The organism is Sphingobium sp. CR28 (assembly GCF_052327305.1).
Classification (GTDB): domain Bacteria; phylum Pseudomonadota; class Alphaproteobacteria; order Sphingomonadales; family Sphingomonadaceae; genus Sphingobium.
The window spans coordinates 1416239-1439814 of sequence record NZ_CP182486.1 but is presented as its reverse complement, the minus strand read 5'-3'; the positions used below and the strand labels follow the sequence as shown (position 1 = coordinate 1439814).

Annotated in this window: 23 protein-coding genes; 13 read left to right on the top strand and 10 right to left on the bottom strand. The window is 65.2% G+C overall.

The features are described 5' to 3' along the window. The first annotated feature begins 236 nt into the window (after positions 1-236). The 7 genes from ACNAOH_RS06830 (at position 237) to ACNAOH_RS06800 (ending at position 8510) form a co-directional block, all read left to right on the top strand. Positions 237-641 carry a hypothetical protein gene (locus tag ACNAOH_RS06830; RefSeq protein ID WP_443972002.1) on the top strand — a complete coding sequence of 135 codons (405 nt, stop codon included), beginning with the start codon at positions 237-239 and terminating at the stop codon, positions 639-641. 179 nt (positions 642-820) lie between these two features. Next, complete coding sequence (locus tag ACNAOH_RS06825; protein ID WP_443972001.1) at positions 821-1819, top strand: sensor histidine kinase; 999 nt, start codon at positions 821-823, stop codon at positions 1817-1819. 55 nt (positions 1820-1874) lie between these two features. Beyond that, positions 1875-2678: an outer membrane protein assembly factor BamD gene (locus ACNAOH_RS06820; protein ID WP_443972000.1), complete on the top strand. Its 804-nt coding sequence runs from the start codon at positions 1875-1877 to the stop codon at positions 2676-2678. A gap of 54 nt (positions 2679-2732) precedes the next feature. Then, positions 2733-4409: a DNA repair protein RecN gene (gene recN / locus ACNAOH_RS06815; RefSeq protein WP_443971999.1), complete on the top strand. Its 1677-nt coding sequence runs from the start codon at positions 2733-2735 to the stop codon at positions 4407-4409. A 133-nt stretch (positions 4410-4542) separates the two neighbouring features. Beyond that, the gene (locus tag ACNAOH_RS06810; RefSeq protein WP_443971998.1) at positions 4543-4956 is read left to right on the top strand and encodes an endonuclease domain-containing protein; all 414 of its coding nucleotides are present in this window, start codon (positions 4543-4545) and stop codon (positions 4954-4956) included. Continuing rightward, positions 4953-7067, top strand: coding sequence for an NAD-dependent DNA ligase LigA (gene ligA / locus ACNAOH_RS06805; protein ID WP_443971997.1), 2115 nt, complete (start codon positions 4953-4955; stop codon positions 7065-7067). Before ACNAOH_RS06810 ends, ligA begins: the two co-directional genes overlap by 4 nt. A gap of 144 nt (positions 7068-7211) precedes the next feature. After that, positions 7212-8510 (top strand): FAD-dependent oxidoreductase, encoded by a 1299-nt coding sequence (locus ACNAOH_RS06800; RefSeq protein ID WP_443971996.1) that lies wholly within the window; start codon positions 7212-7214, stop codon positions 8508-8510. Between the two features lie 36 nt (positions 8511-8546). Here ACNAOH_RS06800 and ACNAOH_RS06795 read toward each other — a convergent pair whose 3' ends face one another. Then, a complete protein-coding gene (locus tag ACNAOH_RS06795) occupies positions 8547-8726 on the bottom strand; it encodes a PspC domain-containing protein (RefSeq protein ID WP_443971995.1) in 180 nt (59 codons plus the stop codon). Between the two features lie 481 nt (positions 8727-9207). On the opposite strand from ACNAOH_RS06795, the gene ACNAOH_RS06790 reads away from it, so the two are divergent. Together ACNAOH_RS06790 and ACNAOH_RS06785 are read left to right on the top strand one after the other, a co-directional pair. Beyond that, positions 9208-9669: a MarR family winged helix-turn-helix transcriptional regulator gene (locus ACNAOH_RS06790; RefSeq protein WP_443971994.1), complete on the top strand. Its 462-nt coding sequence runs from the start codon at positions 9208-9210 to the stop codon at positions 9667-9669. Beyond that, the gene (locus tag ACNAOH_RS06785; protein WP_443971993.1) at positions 9666-10481 is read left to right on the top strand and encodes an NAD-dependent epimerase/dehydratase family protein; all 816 of its coding nucleotides are present in this window, start codon (positions 9666-9668) and stop codon (positions 10479-10481) included. The genes ACNAOH_RS06790 and ACNAOH_RS06785 overlap by 4 nt, the downstream gene beginning before the upstream one ends. Positions 10482-10502: 21 nt before the next feature. Here the strand turns inward: ACNAOH_RS06785 and ACNAOH_RS06780 are convergent, their stop codons facing one another. Together ACNAOH_RS06780 and ACNAOH_RS06775 are read right to left on the bottom strand one after the other, a co-directional pair. Beyond that, positions 10503-10997 (bottom strand): thermonuclease family protein, encoded by a 495-nt coding sequence (locus ACNAOH_RS06780; protein WP_443971992.1) that lies wholly within the window; start codon positions 10995-10997, stop codon positions 10503-10505. 146 nt (positions 10998-11143) lie between these two features. Beyond that, positions 11144-11695, bottom strand: a complete 552-nt coding sequence (locus tag ACNAOH_RS06775; RefSeq protein WP_443971991.1) for a peroxiredoxin — start codon at positions 11693-11695, stop codon at positions 11144-11146. A 158-nt stretch (positions 11696-11853) separates the two neighbouring features. On the opposite strand from ACNAOH_RS06775, the gene recF reads away from it, so the two are divergent. After that, positions 11854-12921: a DNA replication/repair protein RecF gene (gene recF / locus ACNAOH_RS06770; protein WP_443972069.1), complete on the top strand. Its 1068-nt coding sequence runs from the start codon at positions 11854-11856 to the stop codon at positions 12919-12921. Between the two features lie 7 nt (positions 12922-12928). Here the strand turns inward: recF and ACNAOH_RS06765 are convergent, their stop codons facing one another. The 5 genes from ACNAOH_RS06765 to typA all read right to left on the bottom strand — a co-directional run bounded on the left by ACNAOH_RS06765 (position 12929) and on the right by typA (position 16752). Next, entirely contained in the window at positions 12929-13249 is a 321-nt protein-coding gene (locus ACNAOH_RS06765; RefSeq protein ID WP_443971990.1) for a DMT family transporter, read from the bottom strand. Between the two features lie 134 nt (positions 13250-13383). Further along, entirely contained in the window at positions 13384-13671 is a 288-nt protein-coding gene (locus ACNAOH_RS06760) for a DUF3297 family protein (protein ID WP_443971989.1), read from the bottom strand. 127 nt (positions 13672-13798) lie between these two features. Then, positions 13799-14131 carry a hypothetical protein gene (locus ACNAOH_RS06755; RefSeq protein WP_443971988.1) on the bottom strand — a complete coding sequence of 111 codons (333 nt, stop codon included), beginning with the start codon at positions 14129-14131 and terminating at the stop codon, positions 13799-13801. 179 nt (positions 14132-14310) lie between these two features. Next, positions 14311-14745: a DUF983 domain-containing protein gene (locus ACNAOH_RS06750; protein ID WP_443971987.1), complete on the bottom strand. Its 435-nt coding sequence runs from the start codon at positions 14743-14745 to the stop codon at positions 14311-14313. 189 nt (positions 14746-14934) lie between these two features. Next, entirely contained in the window at positions 14935-16752 is a 1818-nt protein-coding gene (gene typA, locus ACNAOH_RS06745) for a translational GTPase TypA (RefSeq protein ID WP_443971986.1), read from the bottom strand. 165 nt (positions 16753-16917) lie between these two features. Here typA and ACNAOH_RS06740 point away from each other — a divergent pair, with 165 nt between their 5' ends. Both ACNAOH_RS06740 and ybaL read left to right on the top strand, forming a co-directional pair. After that, the gene (locus ACNAOH_RS06740) at positions 16918-17325 is read left to right on the top strand and encodes a hypothetical protein (protein ID WP_443971985.1); all 408 of its coding nucleotides are present in this window, start codon (positions 16918-16920) and stop codon (positions 17323-17325) included. Between the two features lie 226 nt (positions 17326-17551). Next, the gene (gene ybaL, locus ACNAOH_RS06735; protein ID WP_443971984.1) at positions 17552-19204 is read left to right on the top strand and encodes a YbaL family putative K(+) efflux transporter; all 1653 of its coding nucleotides are present in this window, start codon (positions 17552-17554) and stop codon (positions 19202-19204) included. Between the two features lie 62 nt (positions 19205-19266). On the opposite strand, the gene ACNAOH_RS06730 is transcribed toward ybaL, so the two are convergent. Further along, a complete protein-coding gene (locus ACNAOH_RS06730; protein WP_443971983.1) occupies positions 19267-20205 on the bottom strand; it encodes an alpha/beta hydrolase in 939 nt (312 codons plus the stop codon). A gap of 208 nt (positions 20206-20413) precedes the next feature. On the opposite strand from ACNAOH_RS06730, the gene ACNAOH_RS06725 reads away from it, so the two are divergent. After that, positions 20414-21577 carry a PQQ-dependent sugar dehydrogenase gene (locus ACNAOH_RS06725; RefSeq protein ID WP_443971982.1) on the top strand — a complete coding sequence of 388 codons (1164 nt, stop codon included), beginning with the start codon at positions 20414-20416 and terminating at the stop codon, positions 21575-21577. Positions 21578-21581: 4 nt separating this feature from the next. Here the strand turns inward: ACNAOH_RS06725 and ACNAOH_RS06720 are convergent, their stop codons facing one another. Beyond that, a complete protein-coding gene (locus ACNAOH_RS06720) occupies positions 21582-23543 on the bottom strand; it encodes a glycoside hydrolase family 127 protein (protein WP_443971981.1) in 1962 nt (653 codons plus the stop codon). Positions 23544-23576 lie beyond the last annotated feature (33 nt).

Genomic DNA, 23576 nt, shown 5'->3' with positions numbered 1-23576 from the left:
GTAACCAGAGCTACTCATATGAGCCACGTTCACGACAGCATCATGTCGTCGAACCGTTGTTCCATGGAAGATCGTTGCATTCGCCGTTGTCTCATGTCGTCCAGTTACGGGACATGACCGTAGCGGCAAGCCAGCTTAGGGACGCCTCAAATCAAAAGGAGCGGATGACTGCCTCGCCTTGGGCGCCAGCAGAGCTGACGCCTTTGATCCGCATTGTTTTCCAAAGGAACGCGTTTTTGTCCCCTCAGTCGCGATCAGCACAGCCGCATCACGGTGCGGTGGTAGATGATGCCGCGACCGCTGGGTCGGACGCGGGGCGTCTCGTCGCCAAGGCTGCGGCTATTCACCGGCTGAGCCGGATGCGCAGCAAGCATTTCCGCACGAGTCTGCTGGTGGACAGCGCCATGGCCGTGTTGCTCTCCGTCTTTGTCGCCGAGCAGCAGGCGATTGACGTAGGGGAGCGCGCACTCGCCCTGGCTAATGACCTCTCCGTTGCGGAGGGGGCTGCCATATTGAACAATCTGGTCCACGCGGGACTGGTCGTCATTTCCGGCACTGACACGGAAAGACGCTCGGTCGGGCTGACGCCCATCGGGTCCGCACGGACGCGCGGCTTCATCGACGATCACCCGGACGTCTGAGGCTGCGCGGATCGGCGAGCGGTCCCGACATCGCGATCATCCTCCCCCCACATGAGGATCGCACAAGAGATGTCGGGCCGTTCGCCGATCATTGATCGAGTTTAGTGGCGTTATCGTAACAATCGGCTAGGGTACCCTCACGTCGATCGCCGAGAGCGGCAGGCCGACGGCGGGGTGCCATGAGCAAGTTTGTTGAATCGCTTCCCTTGGCGCGCAACCGGCCATTGATTGGCTATGCTTTCGCCCTGATATCCCCGGTTGCGGCTCTGGCTGCACGACTGAGCGTTGGCCATGCGCTGGGCTCCGGCTATCCTTACGTCACCTTCTTTCCCGCGGTCGTGCTGACGGCCTTTCTCTTTGGGCTGGGGCCGGGCATCCTTTCCGGCCTGCTCTGCGGTGTCATGGCGCGATATTTCTTCATCGCCCCCATTCACACCTTCTCCGTCGGCGGGCCGGCTTTGGCGCCGCTGGCTTTTTATGCCGTGGTCGTCGGGATCGACCTGGCAATCATCCACTTCATGCAGCGCAGCAATCGTCATCTCGCGCTTGAGCGCGAAGCGAGCCGCCGGGCCAGCGAATTGCGGGCTGTCATGTTTGACGAGTTGCAGCACCGCGTTTCCAACAAATTGCAGGTGATCGCGTCGCTGCTCACGCTCCAGCGGCGAACAATCGAAGATCCGGACGCCCGCAAGGCGCTGGAGGATGCCGCGCGTCGCGTGGGCATGGTCGGCCGGATTTCGCGGGCTCTGCACCATCCTGACGGGGGCGAGGTCGGCATGGAGCCGCTGCTTCGGCAGGTCGCGGCGGATATTCTGGAGGCAAGCGGAGCAAATGGTATCCAGACTCGCTTCTCGATTGACGCAGGCGCCCGCGTATCGCCAGACGCGGCAGTGCCCTTCGCGCTGGTCTATGCCGAGGCGATCAGCAACGCGCTCGAACACGCCTTTGCCGGGCGCGACTCCGGCGTTCTCGACATTGTGGTCACGCGAGCGGTGGACGGCGCGATCCAACTCGTCGTTGCGGACGACGGCGCGGGATTGCCGGAAGATTTCAGCCTCAAGGAACAGAACAGCCTGGGCCTGCGCATCGCCACGACGCTCGCACGCCAGCTGAACGGGCGGTTTGCGCTTGAGCGGGGCGTGCCCGGTGGTGCACGGGCCGTGGTGACGCTCCCCTGAGTGACCCTCAATCATTCGCTTGGCGCTCTCTCGCGCCTCGGCTATGAGGCCCGCCATGCTTCAGCGTTTCCCTCGCGCACTCGCCCCTGTCATCCTCGCATCGGCCGCCGCTCTGGCGCTGTCTGCCTGCGCCTCGAACCGTGGCAAGGCGGACACCCAATATGTCGCGCGTGACGTGGCGACGCTCTACAATGCGGGCAAGTACCGGCTCGATCGCGGCCAGTTCCAGCTTGCTGCGGCCCTGTTCGATGAGGTGGAGCGGCAGCATCCTTACTCGCCCTGGGCGCGTCGGGCGCAGCTGATGAGCGCGTTCAGCTATTATGCGGCGCGGGATTACACCAAGTCGATTCAGTCGTCGCAGCGCTTCCTTTCCATCCACCCCGGTAACCGGGATGCGCCCTACGCTTATTATCTGATCGCTTTGTGCTATTACGAACAGATCAGCGACGTGACCCGCGACCAGAAGATCACGCGTCAGGCGCTTGACGCGCTGGGCGAGCTGATCCGTCGCTTCCCCTCCACGCGCTATGCCGCCGATGCGCGCCTCAAGATCGATCTGGTCAACGATCATCTTGCCGGCAAGGAAATGGAAGTCGGCCGCTTCTATCAGCGCCGCCATCAGTGGATTGCCGCGACGCTCCGCTTCCGCAAGGTTATCGACAGCTATCAGACCACGACGCACACGCCCGAGGCGCTGGAGCGGCTGGTCGAGAGCTATCTGGCGCTTGGCATCCGAGAGGAAGCGCAGCGCGCCGCGGCAGTGCTCGGCAAGAACTATCCGGGCAGCCAATGGTATGAGCGCGCGTACAAGCTTATGCGCGAATATCCGCCACAGCTCGCGGCCCAGACGCCCGGCTGAGGCTCTGGCCAAAGGGTGGATGACGCCGCCGGCGGGATGCTCTAGCTCTCTGACATGCTCACCGGCCTTTCGATCCGTAATGTCGTGCTCATCGAGGCGCTGGACCTGGAGTTCGCGCGGGGCTTGACTGTGCTCACGGGTGAGACGGGCGCGGGCAAGTCCATCCTTCTCGATGCGCTGGGCCTGGTTCTTGGCGCACGCGCCGAGAGCGGACTGGTGCGCACGGGAGAGCCGCAGGCCAGCGTGACCGCGAGTTTCGAGCTTGCTGATGCCAGTCCGCTGGGCGCGCTGCTTGCTGAAAACGACATCGCGCCGGAACCGGGCGAACCGCTCATCATCCGCCGCACGCTTAAGTCGGATGGTGGCAGCCGCGCCTATGTGAACGATCAGCCCTGCTCAGCCGCGCTCCTGCGCGATGTCGGCGCGCTGCTTGTCGAGATCCATGGGCAGCATGACGAGCGGGGCCTGCTCAATCCGCGCGGTCATATGGCGCTGCTCGATGCCTTCGGCCGGTGCGACGGCGCGGGCGTGGAGGCCGCCCATACGACGTGGCGCGACGCGGAGGCGCAGCGCGATGCGGCGCGAGAGGCGCTCGACAATGCCGTGAAAGAGCGCGATTATCTGGCGCACGCCGTCGCGGAGCTGACGGCCTTCGCCCCGGAGGAGGGCGAGGAAGAGCAGCTCGCCGGGGAGCGCGCCGACATGCAGAAGGGCGCGCGGCTGGCGGAGGATCTCGCTGCGCTTACGGAATTGCTCGAAGGGTCCGACGGCGCGCTGTCGCTGCTGCGTCAGGCCGCTCGTCGGCTGGACCGGATTGCGGCCGAGCATGATCTGCTTGGCGAGGCGCTGGCCGCGTTCGACCGCGCCGTTATCGAGGCAGGCGACGCGGAAGATGCGCTGTCGCGGGCGGGCGAGGCGCTCAATGTCGATCCCGCGCGGCTGGAGACGATCGAGATGCGCCTGTTCGAGCTGCGCGCGCTGGCCCGCAAGCATCAGGTCGCGGCCGACGATCTCGCTGCGCTCGCGGCGGACATGGCGGCGCAGCTTGCCCGCATCGACGCGGGCGAGGCGGGCCTTGCCGATCTCGACGCGGCTGTGGCGCAGGCGCGAGAGGCTTATCTGGCGAAGGCGCAGGCGTTGAGCGTCGCGCGAAGGGCAGCGGCCACACGTCTCGATGCTGCCGTCGCGGCAGAGCTGGCGCCGCTCAAGCTCGATGCCGCCCGGTTCATGACGCAGGTGGAGGAGTTGCCGGAGGGGCGATGGCGCGCGTCCGGAAGGGATCGTGTGGAATTCATGATCTCCACTAATCCCGGCGCGCCCTTTGCGCCCCTCAACAAGATTGCGTCGGGCGGCGAGCTCTCCCGCTTCATCCTTGCGCTCAAAGTCGCGTTGGCAGCCGAAGGCGGCGCGGCGACGATGATCTTTGACGAGATCGACCGGGGCGTGGGCGGCGCTGTCGCAGGCGCGATCGGCGAACGGCTGGCGCGGCTGGCCGAGGGCGCGGACAGGAGCGGGGCACAGGTGATCGTCGTCACCCACAGCCCGCAGGTCGCTGCGCGGGGCGCGGCGCATCTGCTTATCGCCAAATCGTCGGAGGGGACGATCACCCGCACTGGCGTGCATGTGCTGGACGAGGCGGAGCGGCGCGAGGAAATCGCGCGGATGCTCTCAGGCGCTGAAATAACCAACGAGGCCCGTGCGCAGGCTGATCGTCTCCTGGAGCGGGTGTGATGGCTGAGACTTCCAAAGAGGCGACGGGCAGGTTGCACTCAGGTGCCGGTCTACCTGGGGGACCGGATCGATGCGTAAGTACGACAGAATCTCCCCTCCTCTTCAGAGGAGGGGCTGGGGGTGGTGAACGCCCATGACTGCCGATCGCACGACACTCCTCACGCGCGCCGCGCACATGCGGCGCGAGCCGACCGAGCCGGAGCGCCGTCTCTGGCAGTGCCTGCGTGCGTCGCAACTCGGAGGACATAAGTTTCGTCGCCAAGCCACCATTGAAGGCCGGATCGTCGATTTCTTCTGTCCGCGGAAAGGCCTTGCCGTGGAGATCGACGGCGATACCCATCGGCCTGAGTTAGACGCGATCAGGGATCGAGAATTGAACGCCGCCCAAGGCTTCTCCACCCTGCGTTTCAGCAACGAAGATGTGATGACGAATATCGACGGTGTTCTGGAAGAACTCCTGATCGAGCTCAATGCTTTGCCGGATCGGTGGGGCGGTGACACCACCCCCGGCCCCTCCTCTAAAGAGGAGGGGAGAGAGGAGTTATGACCAGTCTGTTTGACCTCCCCGAAGCTGAGGCCGCCAACCGGCTGATGCGTCTCGCCAAGGAGATCGCGAAGCACAACCGCGCCTATCATGCGGAGGACGCCCCAACGATCAGCGACGCGGAGTACGACGCGCTGGTCCGCGAAAACAATGCGCTGGAGGCGACCTTCCCGCATCTGATCCGGCCCGACAGCCCCAACAAGCAGGTCGGTGCATCGGTGGCGAGTTCCGCGCTGGCCAAGGTTACGCACGAGAAGCGGATGATGAGCCTCGACAATGCCTTTGCAGGCGAGGACGTGGCGGAGTTCGTCGCGCGCGTGCGGCGCTATCTCAATCTCCCCGAGAGCGAGCCGGTGGAGATGACCGCCGAAGACAAGATCGACGGCCTCTCGCTCTCGCTGCGTTATGAGGAGCGCAGACTGGTGCAGGCCGCTACGCGCGGCGACGGGCAGACCGGCGAGGACGTGACACCCAATGTCGCGCACATCCCGGACATTCCAAAGACGCTTCCCGAGGGCGCGCCCGATCTCTTCGAGGTCCGAGGCGAGGTCTATATGGAGAAGGCCGCGTTTCTCGCGCTCAACGCGCGGTTGATGGACGAGGCCCGCGCCGCAGCCGAGGCAAAGGGCGAGGAACTGGACCCCGAAAGCGTCCGTCAGTTCGCCAATCCGCGCAACGCTGCTGCCGGGTCGCTGCGCCAGAAGAACGCCGAAATCACTGCCAGCCGCCCGCTGCGTTTTCTCGCTCATGGCTGGGGCGTCGTCTCGGCGCTACCGGCGGACACGCAGATGGGCGTGATGCGCGCCATCGAGATCTGGGGCGTGCCGGTCTCGCCCCGCCTTGCGGTCTGCCCAGATACCCCCGCGATGCTCGCCCATTATGCGGCGATCCAGCACCAGCGCGCCGACCTCCCCTATGATATCGACGGCGTCGTCTACAAGGTCGACCGGCTCGACTGGCAGGAGCGCCTCGGCTTCGTTGCGAAGGCGCCGCGCTGGGCCATCGCGCATAAATTTCCCGCCGAGCAGGCCGAGACGACGATGCTCTCCATCGACATTCAGGTCGGCCGCACCGGCAAGCTGACGCCGGTGGGTCGCCTCAAGCCCGTGACGGTCGGCGGCGTCGTCGTCTCCAATGTGACGCTGCATAATCGCGACGAGATCGCCCGGCTCGGCGTGCGCGAGGGCGACCGCGTGGTCATCCAGCGTGCGGGGGACGTGATCCCGCAGGTGGTGACGAACCTCACGGCACAGGAGCCGCGCGCGCCCTTCATCTTCCCGGATCATTGCCCGGAGTGCGGCAGCGAGGCTGTTGCCGAGGAAGGCGAAGTAGATGTGCGCTGCACCGGCGGCCTCATCTGTCCGGCGCAGCGGATCGAGCGCCTGCGACATTTCGTCAGTCGCGGAGCGATGGACATCGACGGCCTTGGCGAGAAGACCATCAGTGAGTTCTTCGGGCTCGGCTGGCTGGACAATGGTCCTGCGGATATCTTCCGGCTGAAGAACCACAAGCAGGAACTGCTGGGTCGCGAAGGCTGGAAAGAGAAGTCCGTGGACAATCTCTTCGCCGCGATCGAAGCGCGGCGCGAGCCGGATGCCGCCCGGCTGCTTTTCGGCCTCGGCATCCGCCATGTCGGCGCCGTCACGGCGCGTGATCTCCTCAAGCGCTTCGCCACTCTGCCTGCGCTGCGCCAAGCCGCCGAGCAGGCCCATGGCGGCGACGAGGCTGCAAAGGCTTCCCTGCTCGCGATCGAAGGCGTGGGGAGCGTCGTCGTCGAGGCGCTCGGCGACTTCTTCCACGAAGAGCATAATGTTGCCGCGTGGGACGATCTCCTCAGCGAAGTCGCGCCACCGCCTTATGTCGTGGAGACCCGCGCCAGCGCGGTCTCGGGCAAGACTATTGTCTTCACCGGCAAGCTGGAGACGATGAGCCGCGACGAAGCGAAGGCGCAGGCAGAGGCGCTGGGTGCCCGCGCGGCGGGCTCGGTCAGCGCGTCGACGGACCTCATCGTCGCAGGGCCGGGCGCAGGCTCCAAGCTCAAGAAGGCGGCGGAGCTGGGCATCGAAGTGATCGACGAGGCCGGCTGGGCGCAGATCGTGGCGGACGCCGGCTGACGATCCGATCTTTCCTCTTTTTCCGGCACTTTTTGCCTGCTCGCGCGTCATTTGCTTGAAGGCTGGAACGGCGTAGACTTGCACCGCGCCAAAGCACCGGAATCGGGCAAGCCGATCTGGGCGATGCCATGAGGAGAGGGCCAAATGCGCCACATTGCAATCATCGGATCGGGGCCGGCAGGCTATTATACTGCTGAGGCCTGCCTCAAGCAGTTCGGGGACGATGTGCGGGTCGATATTCTCGATCGGATGCCGGTTCCGTTCGGGCTCATCCGCTCCGGCGTTGCGCCGGATCATCAGGCGATCAAGGCCGTCTCCCAGCGCTATGAGGCGATCGCGCTGACGGACAGCGTCCGTTTCGTCGGCAAGCTCACGCTCGGGCGGGACGTCAGCGTCGCTGAACTCCTCGCACTTTACGATGACGTGATCCTCGCCACCGGCGCTCCATCCGACCAGAAGCTGGGCATTGAAGGAGAATCATTGCCCGGCGTCGTGGGCAGCGCGGCTTTCGTCGGCTGGTATAACGGTCATCCCGATTATGCCGGGCTTGCGCCCAAGGTCGACGGCGTGGACGCGGTGGTCGTGGGCAACGGCAATGTCGCGCTCGATGTCGCGCGTATTCTCGCCAAGTCGCCCGCCGAGCTGGACGGCACCGATATCGTCGCGCACGCACGCGAGCGGCTCGGCACTGCGCAGGTGCGCTCGATCACCATTCTTGGTCGGCGCGGGCCGCACCAGATCGGAATGGGCGCAAAGGAGCTGAGCGAGCTCGCCGATCTAGAGCGTGCCGCGCCGGTGATCGATACGGCGGATTTCCTACCGCCGGAGAGCGACGCCATGCTGGAAGCCGGGCACCGCAAGGCCGTGGCGGAGTTGCGCAGGTTCGCCGAAGCGAGTCCGCAGAAGTCTGTGCCGATCCGCTTCCGCTTCTTCGCTCGCCCGGTCGCCATCAGTGGAGCCGGTCAGGTCGAGCGCATGACGGTGGAGCGCACGCTGCTCGGCCAGAATGGCGGCGCCGTGGGCACGGGCCAGACCTATGAGATTCCCGCCGGGCTGGTCATCAGTTGCATTGGTTACCGCACGCCGCCCATTCCCGGTGTCCCCTATGACGATCAGCTTGGCCGCTTCGCCAATGTGGACGGGCGGATTTCGCCCGGTCTCTATTGCGTGGGCTGGGCACGGCGCGGGCCGACCGGGACTATCGGCACAAACAAGCCGGATGGGTACCGGATCGCCGAGCAGATCGCGAAGGATCAGCCAGAGCCGGGCAAAAAGCAGGGTCGCTCCGGACTGGATGCGCTGATCGCGCAGCGCGACCTCGATATTGTGACCTTCCGCGATTGGCAGAAGATCGAACGGGCCGAGATCGAGCGGGCACGCGCTGGCGCCCCGCGCGAGAAGTTCACGGCAATCGAAGAGATGGTGGAGGCCGCGCGAGGGTAATGCACCTCCCGCCAGCCCCTCCGCGCTGGCGGCTGCTTACTCGGCGAGCCAGCCGGTCAGCAGATAGGCGGCCAGCATGACCGGGCCGAGGAAGAAAAGGCCCAGCACGGCGGCGACGCGCACGAGCGTTGTGTCCCAGCCGAACCGGCTGGCGAGTCCTGCGCACACGCCCATGATGCGGGAGTTTGCGCGATCGAGGCGATAGGTGCGGTTCATAGTCGATACTCCCTCAGGTTCATCTCTGGTGAGACGGAGTCGGCCGGGTCGATCCGCCAAAGGATCGAACCCCGGAGATCAGGCGACGAGTGCGAGCGGAGCAGCCGGACCGATGGCGGCGCCGACGAACAGCGTGGCGACGAAGAGCGCGGACACGAAGGAAAGCACGGCGGGGTTGAGCTTGATGGACATGTTTATTCTCCTGAACCTTGGCCCTCGGGACCATCCCGTGGGTGATGCCAAGGGGATTGCAGGAGGCGTGCCAATTTGCGGAACAGGCGCATTTCTGGGCATTGGCTGGCCGCTTTTGCGAATTTCAGACGATGAAATTGCTGACTGATAGGTAAAATCCCCGCCAGTTGGGGATTTTTACGTTTAGCGCGCTTCCCGGTCTGCCTCATCACTGCCCGCCGCCACTCATAAGGTGGGCCATAGGCCGATAGGCCTTGACAATATGTCAGCTGCCTAACAATATTGTTAGATGGCTAACAAAGCAATCAAATCTGAGCGCGTGTCCATCGGTGCATGGGCCAAGCGCTGCTACTTTGCGGGTCGCGCGCTGATGGAAGCCGAACTGCGACCCTATGATCTTGGCGCAACACAATGGTACGTCCTGCATCAACTGTCTCATGGCGGACCGACCATGCAGCGTGAACTGCTTCGCGCGCTTGAGGTGGAACGGGCGACCTTGAGCGTCATCGTCGGGGCGCTGGTTCGCAAAGGCTATGTCGAGCAGATTCAGGATGATGCCGATCAACGCCGTAAGCTGTTGCGCCTGACCCCTGCCGGTGAGGCGCTCTGGAAGACGTTACCCGATCTCGATTTCATCCATGATGTAGCATTCGGCGGCGTTGCCGAGGCCGATGCCGCGATTGCGGAGCAAGTGCTCAAGGCAGCGACCGAGCGTCTCATCTTGCGATTGAAAGAGGACAAGCAATCATGACGATACTCGTAACCGGTGCAACCGGACTTGTCGGCGCGCGTCTTTTGCCGCGCCTTGTCGAGGCTGGTGCACGGTGCCGCGCACTGGTGCGCCATGGCCGGCCGCTTCCTGCCGGCGTCTCGGCCGTCGAGGGTGATCTTTCTGATCCGGCTTCGCTGACGGCGGCCGTCGAGGGCGTGTCGGCGATCGTCCATCTCGCGGCGGTGTTTCGGACGCAGGATACGGATCTGATCTGGCGAAGCAATCTGGAGGGCACGCGCAACCTCGTTGCCGCCGCACAGGCACATGCGCCCGCCGCGCGGTTCATCATGGCGAGCACCGGTCATGTCTACGACAGGCAGGGATCCCACCCCGGTCGAGAAAGCGATGACGTCGCTCCGGAGCTGGCTTATCCCGCCAGCAAAGTTGCTGCCGAGCAGGCGTTGCGCGCCAGCGGACTCAATTGGTCGATTCTCCGGTTTCCATTTATCTACGGCGATGGCGATGGCCATCTGGAGGCATTGCCGGGGCATCTGAGTGCGTTCGCATTCCACCCGGCCCAGAGGATCAGCACGGTCCATCATCGCGACATCGCGGTGGCTATAACCATGGCGCTGAGCGGCGTTATGGATGGCCGTATCGTCAATATTTCCGATGACGCCCCGACCACGGTCTACGAATTGGTCCAACTCGTCGGGCAAAGCATGGCGCCATCGGCCGAACCGATGGCTGACCCCTGGTATCTCCATATCGATGCCTCTCTGGCACGCCGGCTGGGTTTCCGGGCCACCGTCAGAACAGTCTATCAGGCTGTAGAGGAGGGGCTCCTGTGAGGGCGTCGTAGGCCGTGTCCCTCAGCGCGCCGATTTGGGTTGATAGGCGTGCGCATCGCGCCAGATGCGGGGCATCTGAAAGTCGCCGCGCCAGATGCCTCGTCCTTCGCGCTTCGCCTGCGCTTCCTCGATGAGATAGGCGCCGCTTTCCCGGTCCGCCTCGTTCACGGCCCAACCCTCGCTCACTAGCGCGGCGCCGAGATCCTCGACGCCCTTCACGCTACAGGTTGCCACGTCGCGGCGATATTTGTCCTGTTCGCGGGTCGTGCAGGTCAGCCCGCCCTTGTCGACCAGCGCCTGCATCGCGTCGCGGGCGCGGGTGCCGCAGCTCCACACCGCGCCGTCCTTTTCCCGGCAGAATTGCTTGAGCTCGACCGCGTCGATCCCCGCGATGCGGATAGTGCGTGCGCCGATCCGCAGCGTATCGCCATCCGCGACATGGACGCGCTCGCCCGCCGCCGAGACGGTGCGCCGCTCTCCGCGCTCCGGCCCCGAGATGCGCAGCCAGGCAAACACCAGCAATAGGCACAGCCCGGCGAAAAAGAGCTTCCGAAGAAAGCGCCTTGTCCGGGGGAAGCGTCGTGATTTGGAAACGGGCCGCGCCATGCTCGCCGCCTAACGATAAATCCGCAGGCGGGGAAGCGGCGCGGCGCCCGCGTGTCTTACTTCGCGGTCTGCATGGAGCGCACGGCAGCGAGTGCGTTCTTCACATGGTCGCGATAGTCCATCGCGCTATAGGCATAGGCGACGCGGCCGGTGCGGCCGATGACATAGGTCGTGCGATCGGTCATGCCTTCGCGCGCGCCGAGCGGCACCTGATAACCCGCGACGATCTTGGGTCCGGCGGAGGCGACGGCAAACTTGTCGCGGCAATGCTCGGTGGAGAACTTCGCCAGCTTGTCGACCGGGTCCGCGCTCATGCCGATCACGGTCGCGCCCGCCTTGGCGAAGTCGTCAGTCGCCTCGGCGAACTCGTGCGCTTCGGCAGTGCAGCCGGGCGTGAATGCAGCGGGGAAGAAGTAGAGCACGACCGGGCCCTTCTTGAGCGCGTCGGAGAGCTTGAGGTCGAACACCTTGCCGGCCTTGGCACCGCGTGTCGTGAAGTCCGGTGCCTGCGCACCCACGGGCAATGCGGCCTGCGCCGTGCTCCATGCCAGAGCGCCCGCCGCGACCAGCGCGCTACCGGCCAGCCCCATCCATGTCCTGCGCGTCATGCCTTGCTCTCCTCAAAAAGGGTGGGGGCGTGGATCAAGCGATTGACTCGATCGACAGCCAGCGTGGTGATGATCCCAAATACGGGCCGGTGCAAGGGGGCATTCGGGCAAGTCAACGGTGGCCAAGAGGGCGGAAGGCGCGCTATCGCAGCCAGCTTATGGGCATTGACCGTCTCGACCTTTCGGACTTCCGCAATCATGGGACGGCCCGGCTCTCGCCGGAGCGGCCGATGATCGTGCTCACCGGAGACAATGGCGCAGGCAAGACCAACATCTTGGAGGCGGTCTCGCTGCTGGCTCCGGGGCGCGGACTGCGTGGCGCGCCGCTGCGCGATATGGCCCGGCAGGACGGGCCGGGCGGTTTCGCCATTGCAGCGGAAGTGGCGGGCGGCACAATCGGCACCGGCACGGCGCCGGACGCGCCGGACCGGCGACTGGTGCGGATCGACGGGCGACAGAGCGCCGCCAATTCGCTCGGCGAGTATCTCGCGATCAGCTGGCTCACTCCGGCCATGGACCGGCTGTTTCTTGAGAGTCCCGGCGGTCGTCGGCGCTTCCTCGATCGGCTGGTGCTGGCGCTCGCGCCGTCCCATGCAGCGCACAGCGCCCGCTATGAGGCGGCGATGCGCGCCCGGAACACGCTTCTCACTGGCGAACGCCCCGCCGATCCGGACTGGCTGACGGCGCTGGAGGCGCAGATGGCCGAGCATGGCGACGCGATCCACAGCGCAAGAACCGATCTCGTCACGGCGCTCACTCAAACGCTCGCCGGGGAAGATGACGAACCGTTCGCCCGACCGCTGCTGGCGCTCGAAGGCTTCTCCGGTAGCAGCGATGACCTCGCCGACGCCCTGCGGCTGGGGCGCGGGCGCGACGCCGCGGCTGGCCGCGCGCTCACCGGGCCGCACAGGGTGGATCTTGTCGTCACGCATGCCGCCAAGGGTCAGCCGGCTGGCCTTTGCTCCACAGGCGAACAAAAGGCGCTGCTGCTCTCGCTGGTCCTTGCCCATGGCGCGCTCGTGCGGAATCGCACCCGCCGACCGCTGGTGCTGCTGCTCGACGAACTGGCGGCGCATCTCGACGCGCGCCGTCGCCTCGCCCTATTCGAGCGGCTTCGCGCGATTGGCGGGCAGGTATGGATGACCGGCACGGAGCCCGCCCTGTTCGAAGGGCTGGGGGATGCGAGCCGGTTCAGCGTGGCAGACGGGCAGGTCGAGCCCGCGTGAAGTCTGCTCAGGCTGGGCTGGAGAGTTTCATCATCAGCAGCCCGCCGACGATGAGCAGCGCCGCGAAGAGGCGCGGTGGGTTCGCGGCTTCGCCAAGGACCACAATGCCGACGACAAATGCACCGATCGCGCCAATCCCGCTCCACACCATATAGGCGGTGCCCAGCGGCAGCGTGCGCATGGCCCAGGCCAACAAGCCGAAGCTTGCGATCATCGCCGCGAGCGTGAGGAGTGTCGGCCCCGGTCTCGTGAAGCCTTCCGAGCTTTTCATGGCAGTGGCCCAGACGACTTCGAAAAGTCCGGCGATGAGCAGGATGATCCACGGCATGGCAGTCTCCGTTAAAAGAACTGCCGGGCCGTCCCGGTCCTGAAATTCCTGATTAAGGAAGAGAACGTTGTCTCAAGCCCTGCCTATCGCGGCAGGGGAGCGCGGGCAAGGCCGGTTCAGGCCTTGGCCCCTCTTCAGGCCTCGGCTGAGCCCTCTTCGTCCGTAGCGGCAGCCTCGGCGTCCTTCACGTCCTCGAACCATGCCTCGACGGGTCCGGAGAGCTTGATCGTCATCGGCTGGCCGAAGCGGTCGCGGCTCTTGCCGGCGGCCACGCGAATCCAGCCCTCGGAGATGCTGTATTCCTCCACATCGGTGCGCACCCGGTCCTTGAAACGGATGCCGATGCCGCGCTTGAGCACCTCCATGTCGAAATGGGGGCTGCGCGGGTTGGTGGAGAGGTGGTCTGGAGGCGTGTCGGACATGGCCTGCGCCTAGCTTCCCCATCGGAATGGGTCAATGCCGGGCTGGGGCGCCATGAAAAGATGCAGCGCCCGTCCTCCGGCTATGGGTTCGGTGGACGGGCGCTGCGCTGCAGGAAAGGCTGCGGACCTACCTGCAGATGCGAACTCTGTGACGACCGCGCCAGCCGTCGCGCCGCCATTCCGTCCAGCAACGCTGACGATAGCGGCGGTCATTGTTCCAGCCGTTACGGCCGTTCCAGCCATAATAGCCGCGACGATTGTCCCAGCGGTTATGACGATCATAGCGGCGGTCGTACCCGCGCCGGTCGTAGCGATAGCCGTCCCGATAATATTGCACCGGGGCATAATAGCCGTCGCTGTAGCCAACCGTGACGCGCGTTTGCGCCTGTGCAGGGGCTGCTGCGGCCGTGATCGCGCCGATGCCGAGGCCGGCCGCGATGAGCTTGGTCATCAGGGTCATGTCCATCTCCTTCTTCCGTGGGGACGGCGCGGGCGGCCTGTTCGCGCCGTTTGTCCCAGTGCACTCAAATTAGGAGAAGAAGACTGAACCGGCCGGGAACGGCGCTGTCAGAGTATGTTCATCGCGCTCGCCTCGTCGCGGCGTGGAGGCAGACCGGCGCGGCAACCCGTCCGTTCAGGTCAGGTCGGTGTCTTGTCGCGCTCCTTTTCCGCATCGACCAACCGGCCGGGCCGGGCCTGATAGAAATACTGGCTCGCCACCAGCCAGCCCTTTAGCGGCCGCAGCGGCAACAGGCATGTCGCGATGAGGAAGGGGAGGGAGGTGACCAGATGCACCCAGAAGGGAGGCTCGGCTTTCACCTGCAGCACCAGCGCGAAGATGACGGCCGGCACGCAGGCGAAGCACATCACGAAGAATGCCGGGCCATCGGCAGGATCGGCGAAATCGTAGGAGAGGCCGCAGACCTCGCATTTGTCGCGCATCTTCAGAAAGCCGTCGAATATATGCCCCCTGCCGCAGCGCGGACAGCGACCGCGCAGGCCTGTCTCGGTCGGCTTCAGGCGCGGCCAATCCCCTTGGATGTTTTCCAAAGGGCGCTGTTCGGCGGGGGGCATGGCATTTCCTTGATGTGGCGCGCGACTCACGCGGCCTGCGGGAACTGGTCATAGGCGCGCAGCGCATCCGCCGCATACATGAGAACGGGCCCGCCGCCCATATAAACGCGCAGCGCCAACGTAAGCCCCCTGGAACCACTGACACAAAAAGGGCGGGAGACCTAATCTCCCGCCCTCTACGGCTTCAGGTCAGGCCGCCTTGGCGCGGCTCATGCGCTTGCGCTCGTTCGGATCGAGGTAGCGCTTGCGCAGGCGGATGGTCTTGGGTGTCACCTCCACCATTTCGTCATCGTCGATATAGGCGATGGCCTGTTCCAGCGTCAGCTTGCGCGGCGGCGTGAGGCGGATGCTGTCGTCCTTGCCCGATGCGCGGAAGTTGGTCAGCGCCTTGGACTTCATCGGGTTGACCTCAAGGTCTTCCGGCTTGGCATTCTCGCCGATAATCATGCCTTCGTAGAGCGTCTCGCCCACGCCGACCATCAGTACGCCGCGCTCCTCGAGCGGGCCGAGCGCATAGGCATTGGCCTCGCCGGCGCCATTGGAGATCAGCACGCCGTTCTTGCGGCCTTCGATCTTGCCCTTGTGCGGACCGTACTTCTCGAACAGCCGGTTCATGATGCCGGTTCCGCGCGTGTCGCTCAGGAACTCGCCATGATAGCCGATGAGACCACGCGACGGTGCCGAGAAGGTGATGCGGGTCTTGCCGCCGCCCGAGGGGCGCATGTCGGTCATCTCGGCCTTGCGGATGTTCATCTTGTCGACAACCGTGCCGGAGAACTCGTCATCCACGTCGATGACGACGATTTCATAGGGCTCGGTCTTGTTGCCGCTCTCGTCCTCGCCGAAGAGCACGCGAGGGCGGCTGATGCCAAGCTCGAAGCCTTCGCGGCGCATCGTCTCGATGAGCACGCCAAGCTGAAGCTCGCCGCGTCCGGCAACCTCGAAGCTGTCCTTGTCCGCGCTCTCCGTCACCTTGACGGCGACGTTCGATTCCGCCTCGCGGAACAGACGGTCGCGGATCATGCGGCTCGTCACCTTGTCGCCTTCGCGGCCTGCCATTGGCGAGTCGTTGACGGCGAACCGCATCGAGAGGGTCGGCGGATCGATCGGCTGCGCCTGGATCGGGACGGTCACGCTGGTGTCGGCGATCGTGTTCGCGACAGTGGCAACGGCCAGACCGGCAAGGCTGATGATGTCGCCTGCCTTCGCCTCGTCGACCGGCACGCGGTCGAGCCCGCGGAATGACATGATCTTGGAGGCTCGGCCGGTCTCGATCACCTTGCCGTCCATGTCGAGCGCATGGATCGGCTGGTTGATCTTCACTGTGCCGGAGGTCACGCGGCCCGTGAGAATACGGCCGAGGAAGTTGTCGCGGTCGAGCAGCGTCACCAGGAAGGTGAAGGGCGCGTCCTGGTCCAGCGCTGGCGGCGGAACATGGTTGACGATGGTCTCGAACAGCGGGGTCAGCGTGCCTTCGCGCAGGCTGGGATCAGTGTTCGCATAGCCATTGCGGCCCGAAGCGTAGAGCACGGGGAAGTCGAGCTGCTCGTCGGTAGCGTCGAGGCTGACGAACAGGTCGAACACTTCGTCCAGCACTTCCTGGATGCGCTCGTCCGGCCGGTCGACCTTGTTGACGACCACGATCGGGCGAAGGCCGAGCGCCAGCGCCTTGCCCGTGACGAACTTGGTCTGCGGCATTGCGCCTTCGGAGCTGTCCACCAGCAGGACGACGCCGTCGACCATCGAGAGGATGCGCTCCACTTCGCCGCCGAAGTCAGCGTGGCCGGGCGTGTCGACGATGTTGATCCGCGTGCCGTTCCACTCGACCGAGGTCGGCTTGGCGAGAATGGTGATCCCGCGCTCCTTCTCCAGGTCGTTGGAGTCCATCGCGCGCTCTTCAATGCGCTGGTTCTCGCGGAAGGTGCCGGACTGGCGGAAGAGCTGGTCAACGAGGGTGGTCTTGCCATGATCGACGTGCGCGATGATGGCCACATTGCGGAGGCTCATTAAGGGTCTCTCGGGCTATAGCTGGGCGCCCCGCACGCCTCATGCGCGCCGGTGCATCGGGCGCGCCCTTAGCGTAAACCGGGAGACGGCGCAACGATGTTGCCCGTGCCCCCAGCGGATGTTCCCTAGGGAGCCATATTGCGCTAGCCTCGTTTCGGAGAGATTATGATCGCGCGAAATCCCCTGATCGCCCCGGTGAGGCGCACGGCTTGGTTTTTCAGCGCGATGCTGCTCGTGCTGGCGAGCGCGCTGGCGGCGGCGCTCATTCCCTCCGGTCCGCCCGCCTCGCGGCTGACCGGCTCCGCCTTCGATCCTTCGACGAGCGCTGTGGCGCTGCGTGTTCGTGCGCAGAAGTCCGGGGCTGAGACGGCAGTCGCGCAGCGCAGGACGAATGACGATGCGCCAGTGACGGCCGGTAGCGGGCCGGCGGTTGCGCTGCTTGCGACCACATTCTTTCTGTCCGCTATATCCGCTGTCCGCCTCCGCGCGATTCCGCGCAGGCACTTCGCTCTCCTGACCACGCGTTTCTTTTCGAAGAAGAACGCCCGCGCACCTCCGACTGGCTTCGCCTGAGCGCACGCGATGATCTTCGCGTGCACCCCCGTTTCAACACGAAGGGATCATGCGATGAGAAGAAGACGTATCCGGCCACCCTGGTGGTTCATGCCTGCCGTATTCGCCGGCATGGCGGCTGCCGTCCTCGCCCTTACCGGCCTTGCGGGAGGCTTGGCCACCTGACGTGTCGCTGCCTTCGGGCAGCGACCATTTCACACATAAAAGAACTGGACCCCCCTATCTGATGCCCCATTACACGCCGCTCATCGCGACCATTGTCGCAGGGTTCGTCATCTCCTTCATCATGGGCGCTATTGCCATGCGCCTGCGTGTCTCGCCAATCGCGGGCTATCTGCTTGCGGGCGTTATCATGGGGCCGTTCACGCCCGGCTTCGTAGGGGATGTGAGCCTGGCCAACGAGCTGGCGGAGATCGGCGTGATCCTCCTCATGTTCGGGGTTGGCCTGCATTTCTCCGTCAAGGATCTGATGGCGGTGCGTAATATCGCGGTGCCGGGCGCAATCGCCCAGATCGCGGCGGCAACGCTCATGGGCATGGGGCTTGCGGCGGTCCTTGGCTGGTCGACGATGGGCGGCTTCGTCTTCGGCCTTGCCCTCTCGGTGGCGAGCACGGTCGTGCTGCTGCGTGCATTGCAGGCCCGCGACCTTGTGGATACCGAGCGCGGCCGCATTGCGGTCGGCTGGCTCATCGTGGAGGATATCGCGATGGTGCTGGCGCTGGTGCTGTTGCCCGTGCTGGCTGGCATGGAGCGCACCGGGGGCGGGCTTGCGTCGCTGGCGCTGCCCTTCGCGATCACTTTGCTCAAGGTAGGCGCATTCGTCGCCTTCATGCTCATCGTCGCGCGGCGGGCGATCCCGTGGATCCTGCACTGGGTCGTCCATACCGGCTCGCGTGAACTTTTCCGCCTCTCGGTGCTCGCCATTGCGCTCGGCGTGGCGGCGGGCGCGGCCTTCGTTTTTGACGTGTCGTTCGCGCTGGGTGCGTTCTTTGCCGGTATGATCCTGGGCGAGACCGAACTCTCCCGCCGCGCTACGGAGGAGACGCTGCCCCTGCGCGATGCCTTCGCGGTGCTCTTCTTCGTGTCCGTGGGCATGCTGTTCGATCCCAAGGTGGTGGTCGAGCAGCCCCTGCCGCTGCTTGCCACGGTCGCGATCATCGTGGTGGGCAAGTCGCTGGCGGCCTACTTCATCGTGCGCGCTTTCGGCCATTCCAGCCAGAAAGCGCTCACCATTGCCGCGAGCTTGGCGCAGATCGGCGAGTTCTCGTTCATTCTCGCGTCGCTCGGCACGGGGCTGGGCGTTCTCCCCCCCGAAGCGCGCGACCTCATCCTTGCCGGCGCGATTTTCTCGATCTTCCTCAATCCCTTCATTTTCACGATCATCCTTCGCGGCGACAAGAAGGAAGAGAGCGACGCTCCGGCGCCCCGGCTCACCGGCGTGATCGCGCCTCAGCATGTGCGGCCAGTACTGCTCATCGGTTTCGGACGCGTCGGCAATCTTATCGGGCGGGATCTGGTGGCGCGGGGCTGTCACGTCGTGGTGATCGAGGATGACGCCGACACCGCAAAACGCGCAGAAGAGGCCGGGCTGGGCGTCGTGCGGGGCAGCGCGCTTGATGATCGCACGCTCTTCGCCGCCGGCATCGAGCAGGCGGATGCGCTGCTCATTGCCATTGCCCATGGCTACGAGGCCGGCGCGATCGCGGAGAAGGCGCGGGAGCTTCGGCCGGATCTGGAGATCATTGCCCGCGCGCATTCGGACGACGAAGTGCGCAATCTCGAGCGACGCGGCGCACAGCAGGTGGTCATGGGCGAGCGCGAGCTTGCGCGGCGAATGCTGGAACTTGCCATTGCCGGGAAGGTGAGCCCCTCACTCTGAGAGAGGCGAACGCGGAGGAGGGGCGGCTGCTCAGCTGTCCCTCCTCCGCGCTCGGTACGGACTTACTGTGCCGGACTTGCCTTCATCCAGCCATGCATGGTCATCCAGCGTGCGAAGGCGTCGAACCAGCCGGTGCTGGTCGTGGTCTTGGGATACATGCCGAAGCCATGGCCGCCCTGCTCGTAATAATGCAGCTCGACCGGGCGCTTGGCCGCGCGCCAGCTTTCCACAAGGCTGAAGCCACCCGTGTTGGGGAACAGCGGATCGTCCGCCGCGATCGCCAGGAACAGCGGCGGGGCATCTGCCGGAACATCGCCTAGCGACGTGACGCCGCCATAGACGCTGCCGATGAAGGCGGGCTTGGCGTCGCCGCCGCGCAACGTGGTGGCCATGGTGAGCATCGCGCCTGCCGAGAAACCAACCATGCCGATCTTCGCAGGGTCGATCTTCCACTTGGCGGCATTGGCGCGCACCAGCGCAAAGGCAGCGCGCGCGTCGGCGATCTGCGGATCGATGGCCGCCATCATGCCGCTCGTTCCGCGCTGGGGTGACGGCGCCGCGCCGGCGGACGGCGGCGGAGGCGGCGCTGCGAACGCGGCGAGGTCCGCCGGGGTCTGGTTGAGCCGGTACTTCAAGACGAACGCGGCGACACCGCGCGCGGCGAGCGCCTTGGCGACATCCCAGCCTTCATTCTCCATCGAGAGAGAGCGGAACCCGCCACCCGGAGCGACGATCACCGCCGCTCCGCTAGCCTTGGCGGGATCGGGCAGAAACGGCGTCAGCGTCGCGACCTGCACGTTGCGCGCGAACTGGCTGCCATACTGGCTGTGCCAGGACTCGGGAGTGGGAGCATTGGGCAGCGGCCCGGTGTTGAGCGTGATCGCACCGGGCTGTGCGGGAGTGGCGATCCCCACCATCTTATCGTTCTGAGCCAGCGCGGGCGCGCTTGCGAGCAGAAGCGCCGTGATTGCCAGTGCTCTGCGAGCGGTTTTACGCATCATTCCTCTCCCCATCCTGCCGTGATTGATCTCCTGTGCCTTGACTAGCAGCCTGCCTGCGGGCCTGAAAGTCTCAAATGGTAGCGTTACCGGCATATGTTTCCCCGACATACTCAACGGCTCATTAGGAACCTTTCGCCCTGTCCGGGGGGGAACGATGAGTGGTGCTTTGTCGTTTCGCAGCCACGCCCTTTTGCGTGCAGGAGAAGACATGCGCTCGCTCGCTTTGATACCACTCGTGCTTCTCCTCGCATCCTGTGGCGGCTCGGATGACGCGACATCGCCTCCGGTAACTGTGCCCGGCACTCCTACGCCCACACCGAGTCCCACGCCGACTCCAACCCCCACTACGCCCGTCACTGCCGTCACGCGCACGCCGATCGCCACGCTGGACAATCCCTGGGCCATGGTTTTCCTGCCGGACGGACGGATGCTGGTGACCGAGAAGCCCGGCCGCCTGCGTCTCGTGACCACGAGCGGAAGCGTCAGCACGGTGACCGGCACGCCCACAGTGGTGAACGCCGGGCAGGGCGGTCTGCTGGACGTGGCGCTCGATCCTTCCTTCGCGACCAACCGCATGGTCTATCTCAGCTATGCGGAGGCGGGTTCGGGCGGCGCGGGTCTCGCCGTGGCGCGCGGCACGCTCAGCGCGGACGCCGGGTCGCTGAGCAATGTCACCGTCATTTGGCGCCAGACGCCCAAGGTGAACAACGAAACGCGGCATTTCGGCGGGCGTATGGCCTTTGCGGGGGATGGCACGCTGTTCATCACAGCGGGCGAGCGCCATCAGGGCGCGCCTGCGCAGGACCCCCAGGTTACATTGGGCAAGATCGTACGGATCAACTCGGATGGCAGCATCCCGTCGGACAACCCGTTCGTGGGCATGAGCGGCATGCTTCCCGACATCTGGTCGCTCGGGCATCGCAACCCCTATGGCCTCGTCTTCACCAGCGACGGCCGCTTGTTCGAGAGCGAGATGGGGCCGGAAGGCGGTGACGAGTTCAACCTCATCCGGCGCGGCGCCAACTATGGCTGGCGGGTCGTCTCAGAGGGCAATGACGGGCAGGTTCTGCCGCGCCATTCCACCCGGCCGGACTTCGATGCGCCTCTCGTAAGCTGGACGCCCGTGATCGCGCCGGGCGGCATGATCCAATATACCGACGCGCGCTTCGTCGGCTGGACCGGGGATTTCATTCTCGCCGGGCTGGTTTCGCAGGGTCTAGTGCGTGTTCGCGTGACGGGGACCACGGCCAGCGAGGTCGGCCGCGTCAGCCTTGGCGCCCGCATCCGCGAAGTCGAGCAGGGACCGAATGGGTCGATCTGGATACTGGAAGATGGCGGGAACGGCCGGCTGATCCGGCTCGATCCCGCCTGACCGTTCAGACCGCTGCGGGTTCGATCTTCCAGTAGGTCGCATAGCGCTCATGCGCGATGCGGTGATAGGGGACGAGCCGCACCGGGGTGCGGTCTGCCGAAGCGATCACGAACTCCAGCGGCTTCGCACCGGGCTTTATCGTCTCGACGATCTTGTCCGGATCGCCGGCTAGTTGCGGCACTTTGACCGGCGCGTCGTTGTAGCTGCCATATTTCCGCTCGTTGATGACGATGTCGGCGCCTGCTGGCAGCCCTTCGCGGCCTAGCGCCCCGGCAAGCACCAGCGGTCCATAAGTGAAGGCGATAATGTCCGGCGCGGCGGGCGCCCGGTCGATCGCCAGCTCCATCGCCAACCGCAGCTCCACTTCGTCGCCGCTGTTCCATGTCCGGGCCAGCTCCACATAGCTGCCCGGATCGCTTGAGCGTGCCGTCTCGACACCATTGACGAGCACGATCGCGCTCTGGCTCCAGCGTGGGTGCCGCAGCTTGAGCGTCAGGGCAGTGGGCTTCTCCAGCGTCCAGCGCAGGCGAGTCGTTGGTTCTTCCGGGAAGCTGGTGACCTGGGTCAGCTTGGCGCCCTTTTCCTTCCAGTTCACCGAAGAGGACACGAAGAGATTGACGAACAGCGCGTTGCCCCCGTGGAAATAGATCGAATCCCGATATTTGACGTGGTTTTCCATGCCCGTGCCGGTGCAGCACCAGAAGCTGTCCTCGGGCGTATGGTAGAGCTTCATGTAGCCCGGCCGCGCGCCCTGGAAATAGGTGGCCATGCCCGAGTCCGGGTCCTGCGAGGCGAGAATGCCGTTGTAGAGCGTACGCTCGTAATAATCGACATAGGCCGCCTGCGGATCTTGCAGGAAGAGCGCGCGGGTCAGCCGCAGCATGTTGTGCTGGCAGCAGGTTTCCGATCCCTTGGCCGAGAAGACGTGGCTCTCGAAGTCGGCCATCGGGAAGAAGTGCTCGTTATCGCCATGTCCGCCCGTGGCGAATGCCCGGGTGAGCGCGACCGTCCGCCAGAAGAACGCCGCGGCGTCGCGATATTTGGCATCGCCCGTCGCTTCGTACACGCGCTGGAAGCCGATGATCTTGGGGATCTGCGTATTCGCATGCAGGCCGTCGAGATGATCGCGGCCCCGGGCGAGCGGATTGAGGATCGCCTTGTGCGAGAAGCGCTGCGAGAGCGCGCGATAATCTTCATTGCCGGTCATGAAATAGAGGTCGGCGAAGACCTCGTTCATGCCGCCATGTTCGGTGTCGAGCATCGTCTCGAACTGCGCATCGCTGAGCGGCTTCGTCGCGACGACGGCCCAGTCCGCGAAGCGCAGCAGCACCGCGCGGGAGGCGGCGCTGTCGGCAAGCAGCGTGGCGTCGCGCAGGCCGGCATAGATCTTGTGCAGCGTGTACCAGGGCACGCCGGTGATCTTCTCGCCGCGCAGATGCGCCGCCACCAGCGCCGGTCCTTTCGGGAAGGCGCAGACGAGGCCGCTGTCCGCCGCTTTCTGGCACGCCGCCAGCTCGTTTGCGATATAGTCGATGCGCTGCTTGTAGCGCTTGTCGCGCGTGGATCGATAGGCCAGCGCGCATCCGGAGAGATAATGGCCAAGCGTGTGGCCATGGCAATTGATGTCATCCCATGTCGGCTCCGATTCCCAGCCGCCGTAAACCGGCGCCTTAGGCTTCAGCCCCGCGTTGACGCGGAAATTGTGCAGCATGCGGTCGGGCTTGAGCGACAGCAGATAGGCTTCCGTCATGCGTTGCGCATGGAGGAAAGGGCTTTCGGCGAGATCGACATCGGCGATGTCGAACGGTTCGAGCACGGCCTTGGCCGGCCCGGAGGCGCCCGCCGGCTGGGCCTGCCAGGCGAGGGCTGGGGCGGCATCGGCGAGAGCGCCCGCCACGAGCGCACCGGTCGCGGCAGAGGCGAGGAAATGGCGGCGCGAGTGAGGGGCGCAGCACGGATCGATCATGGGTTCAGTCCTCTTGACGCTGGTCGTTGCTGA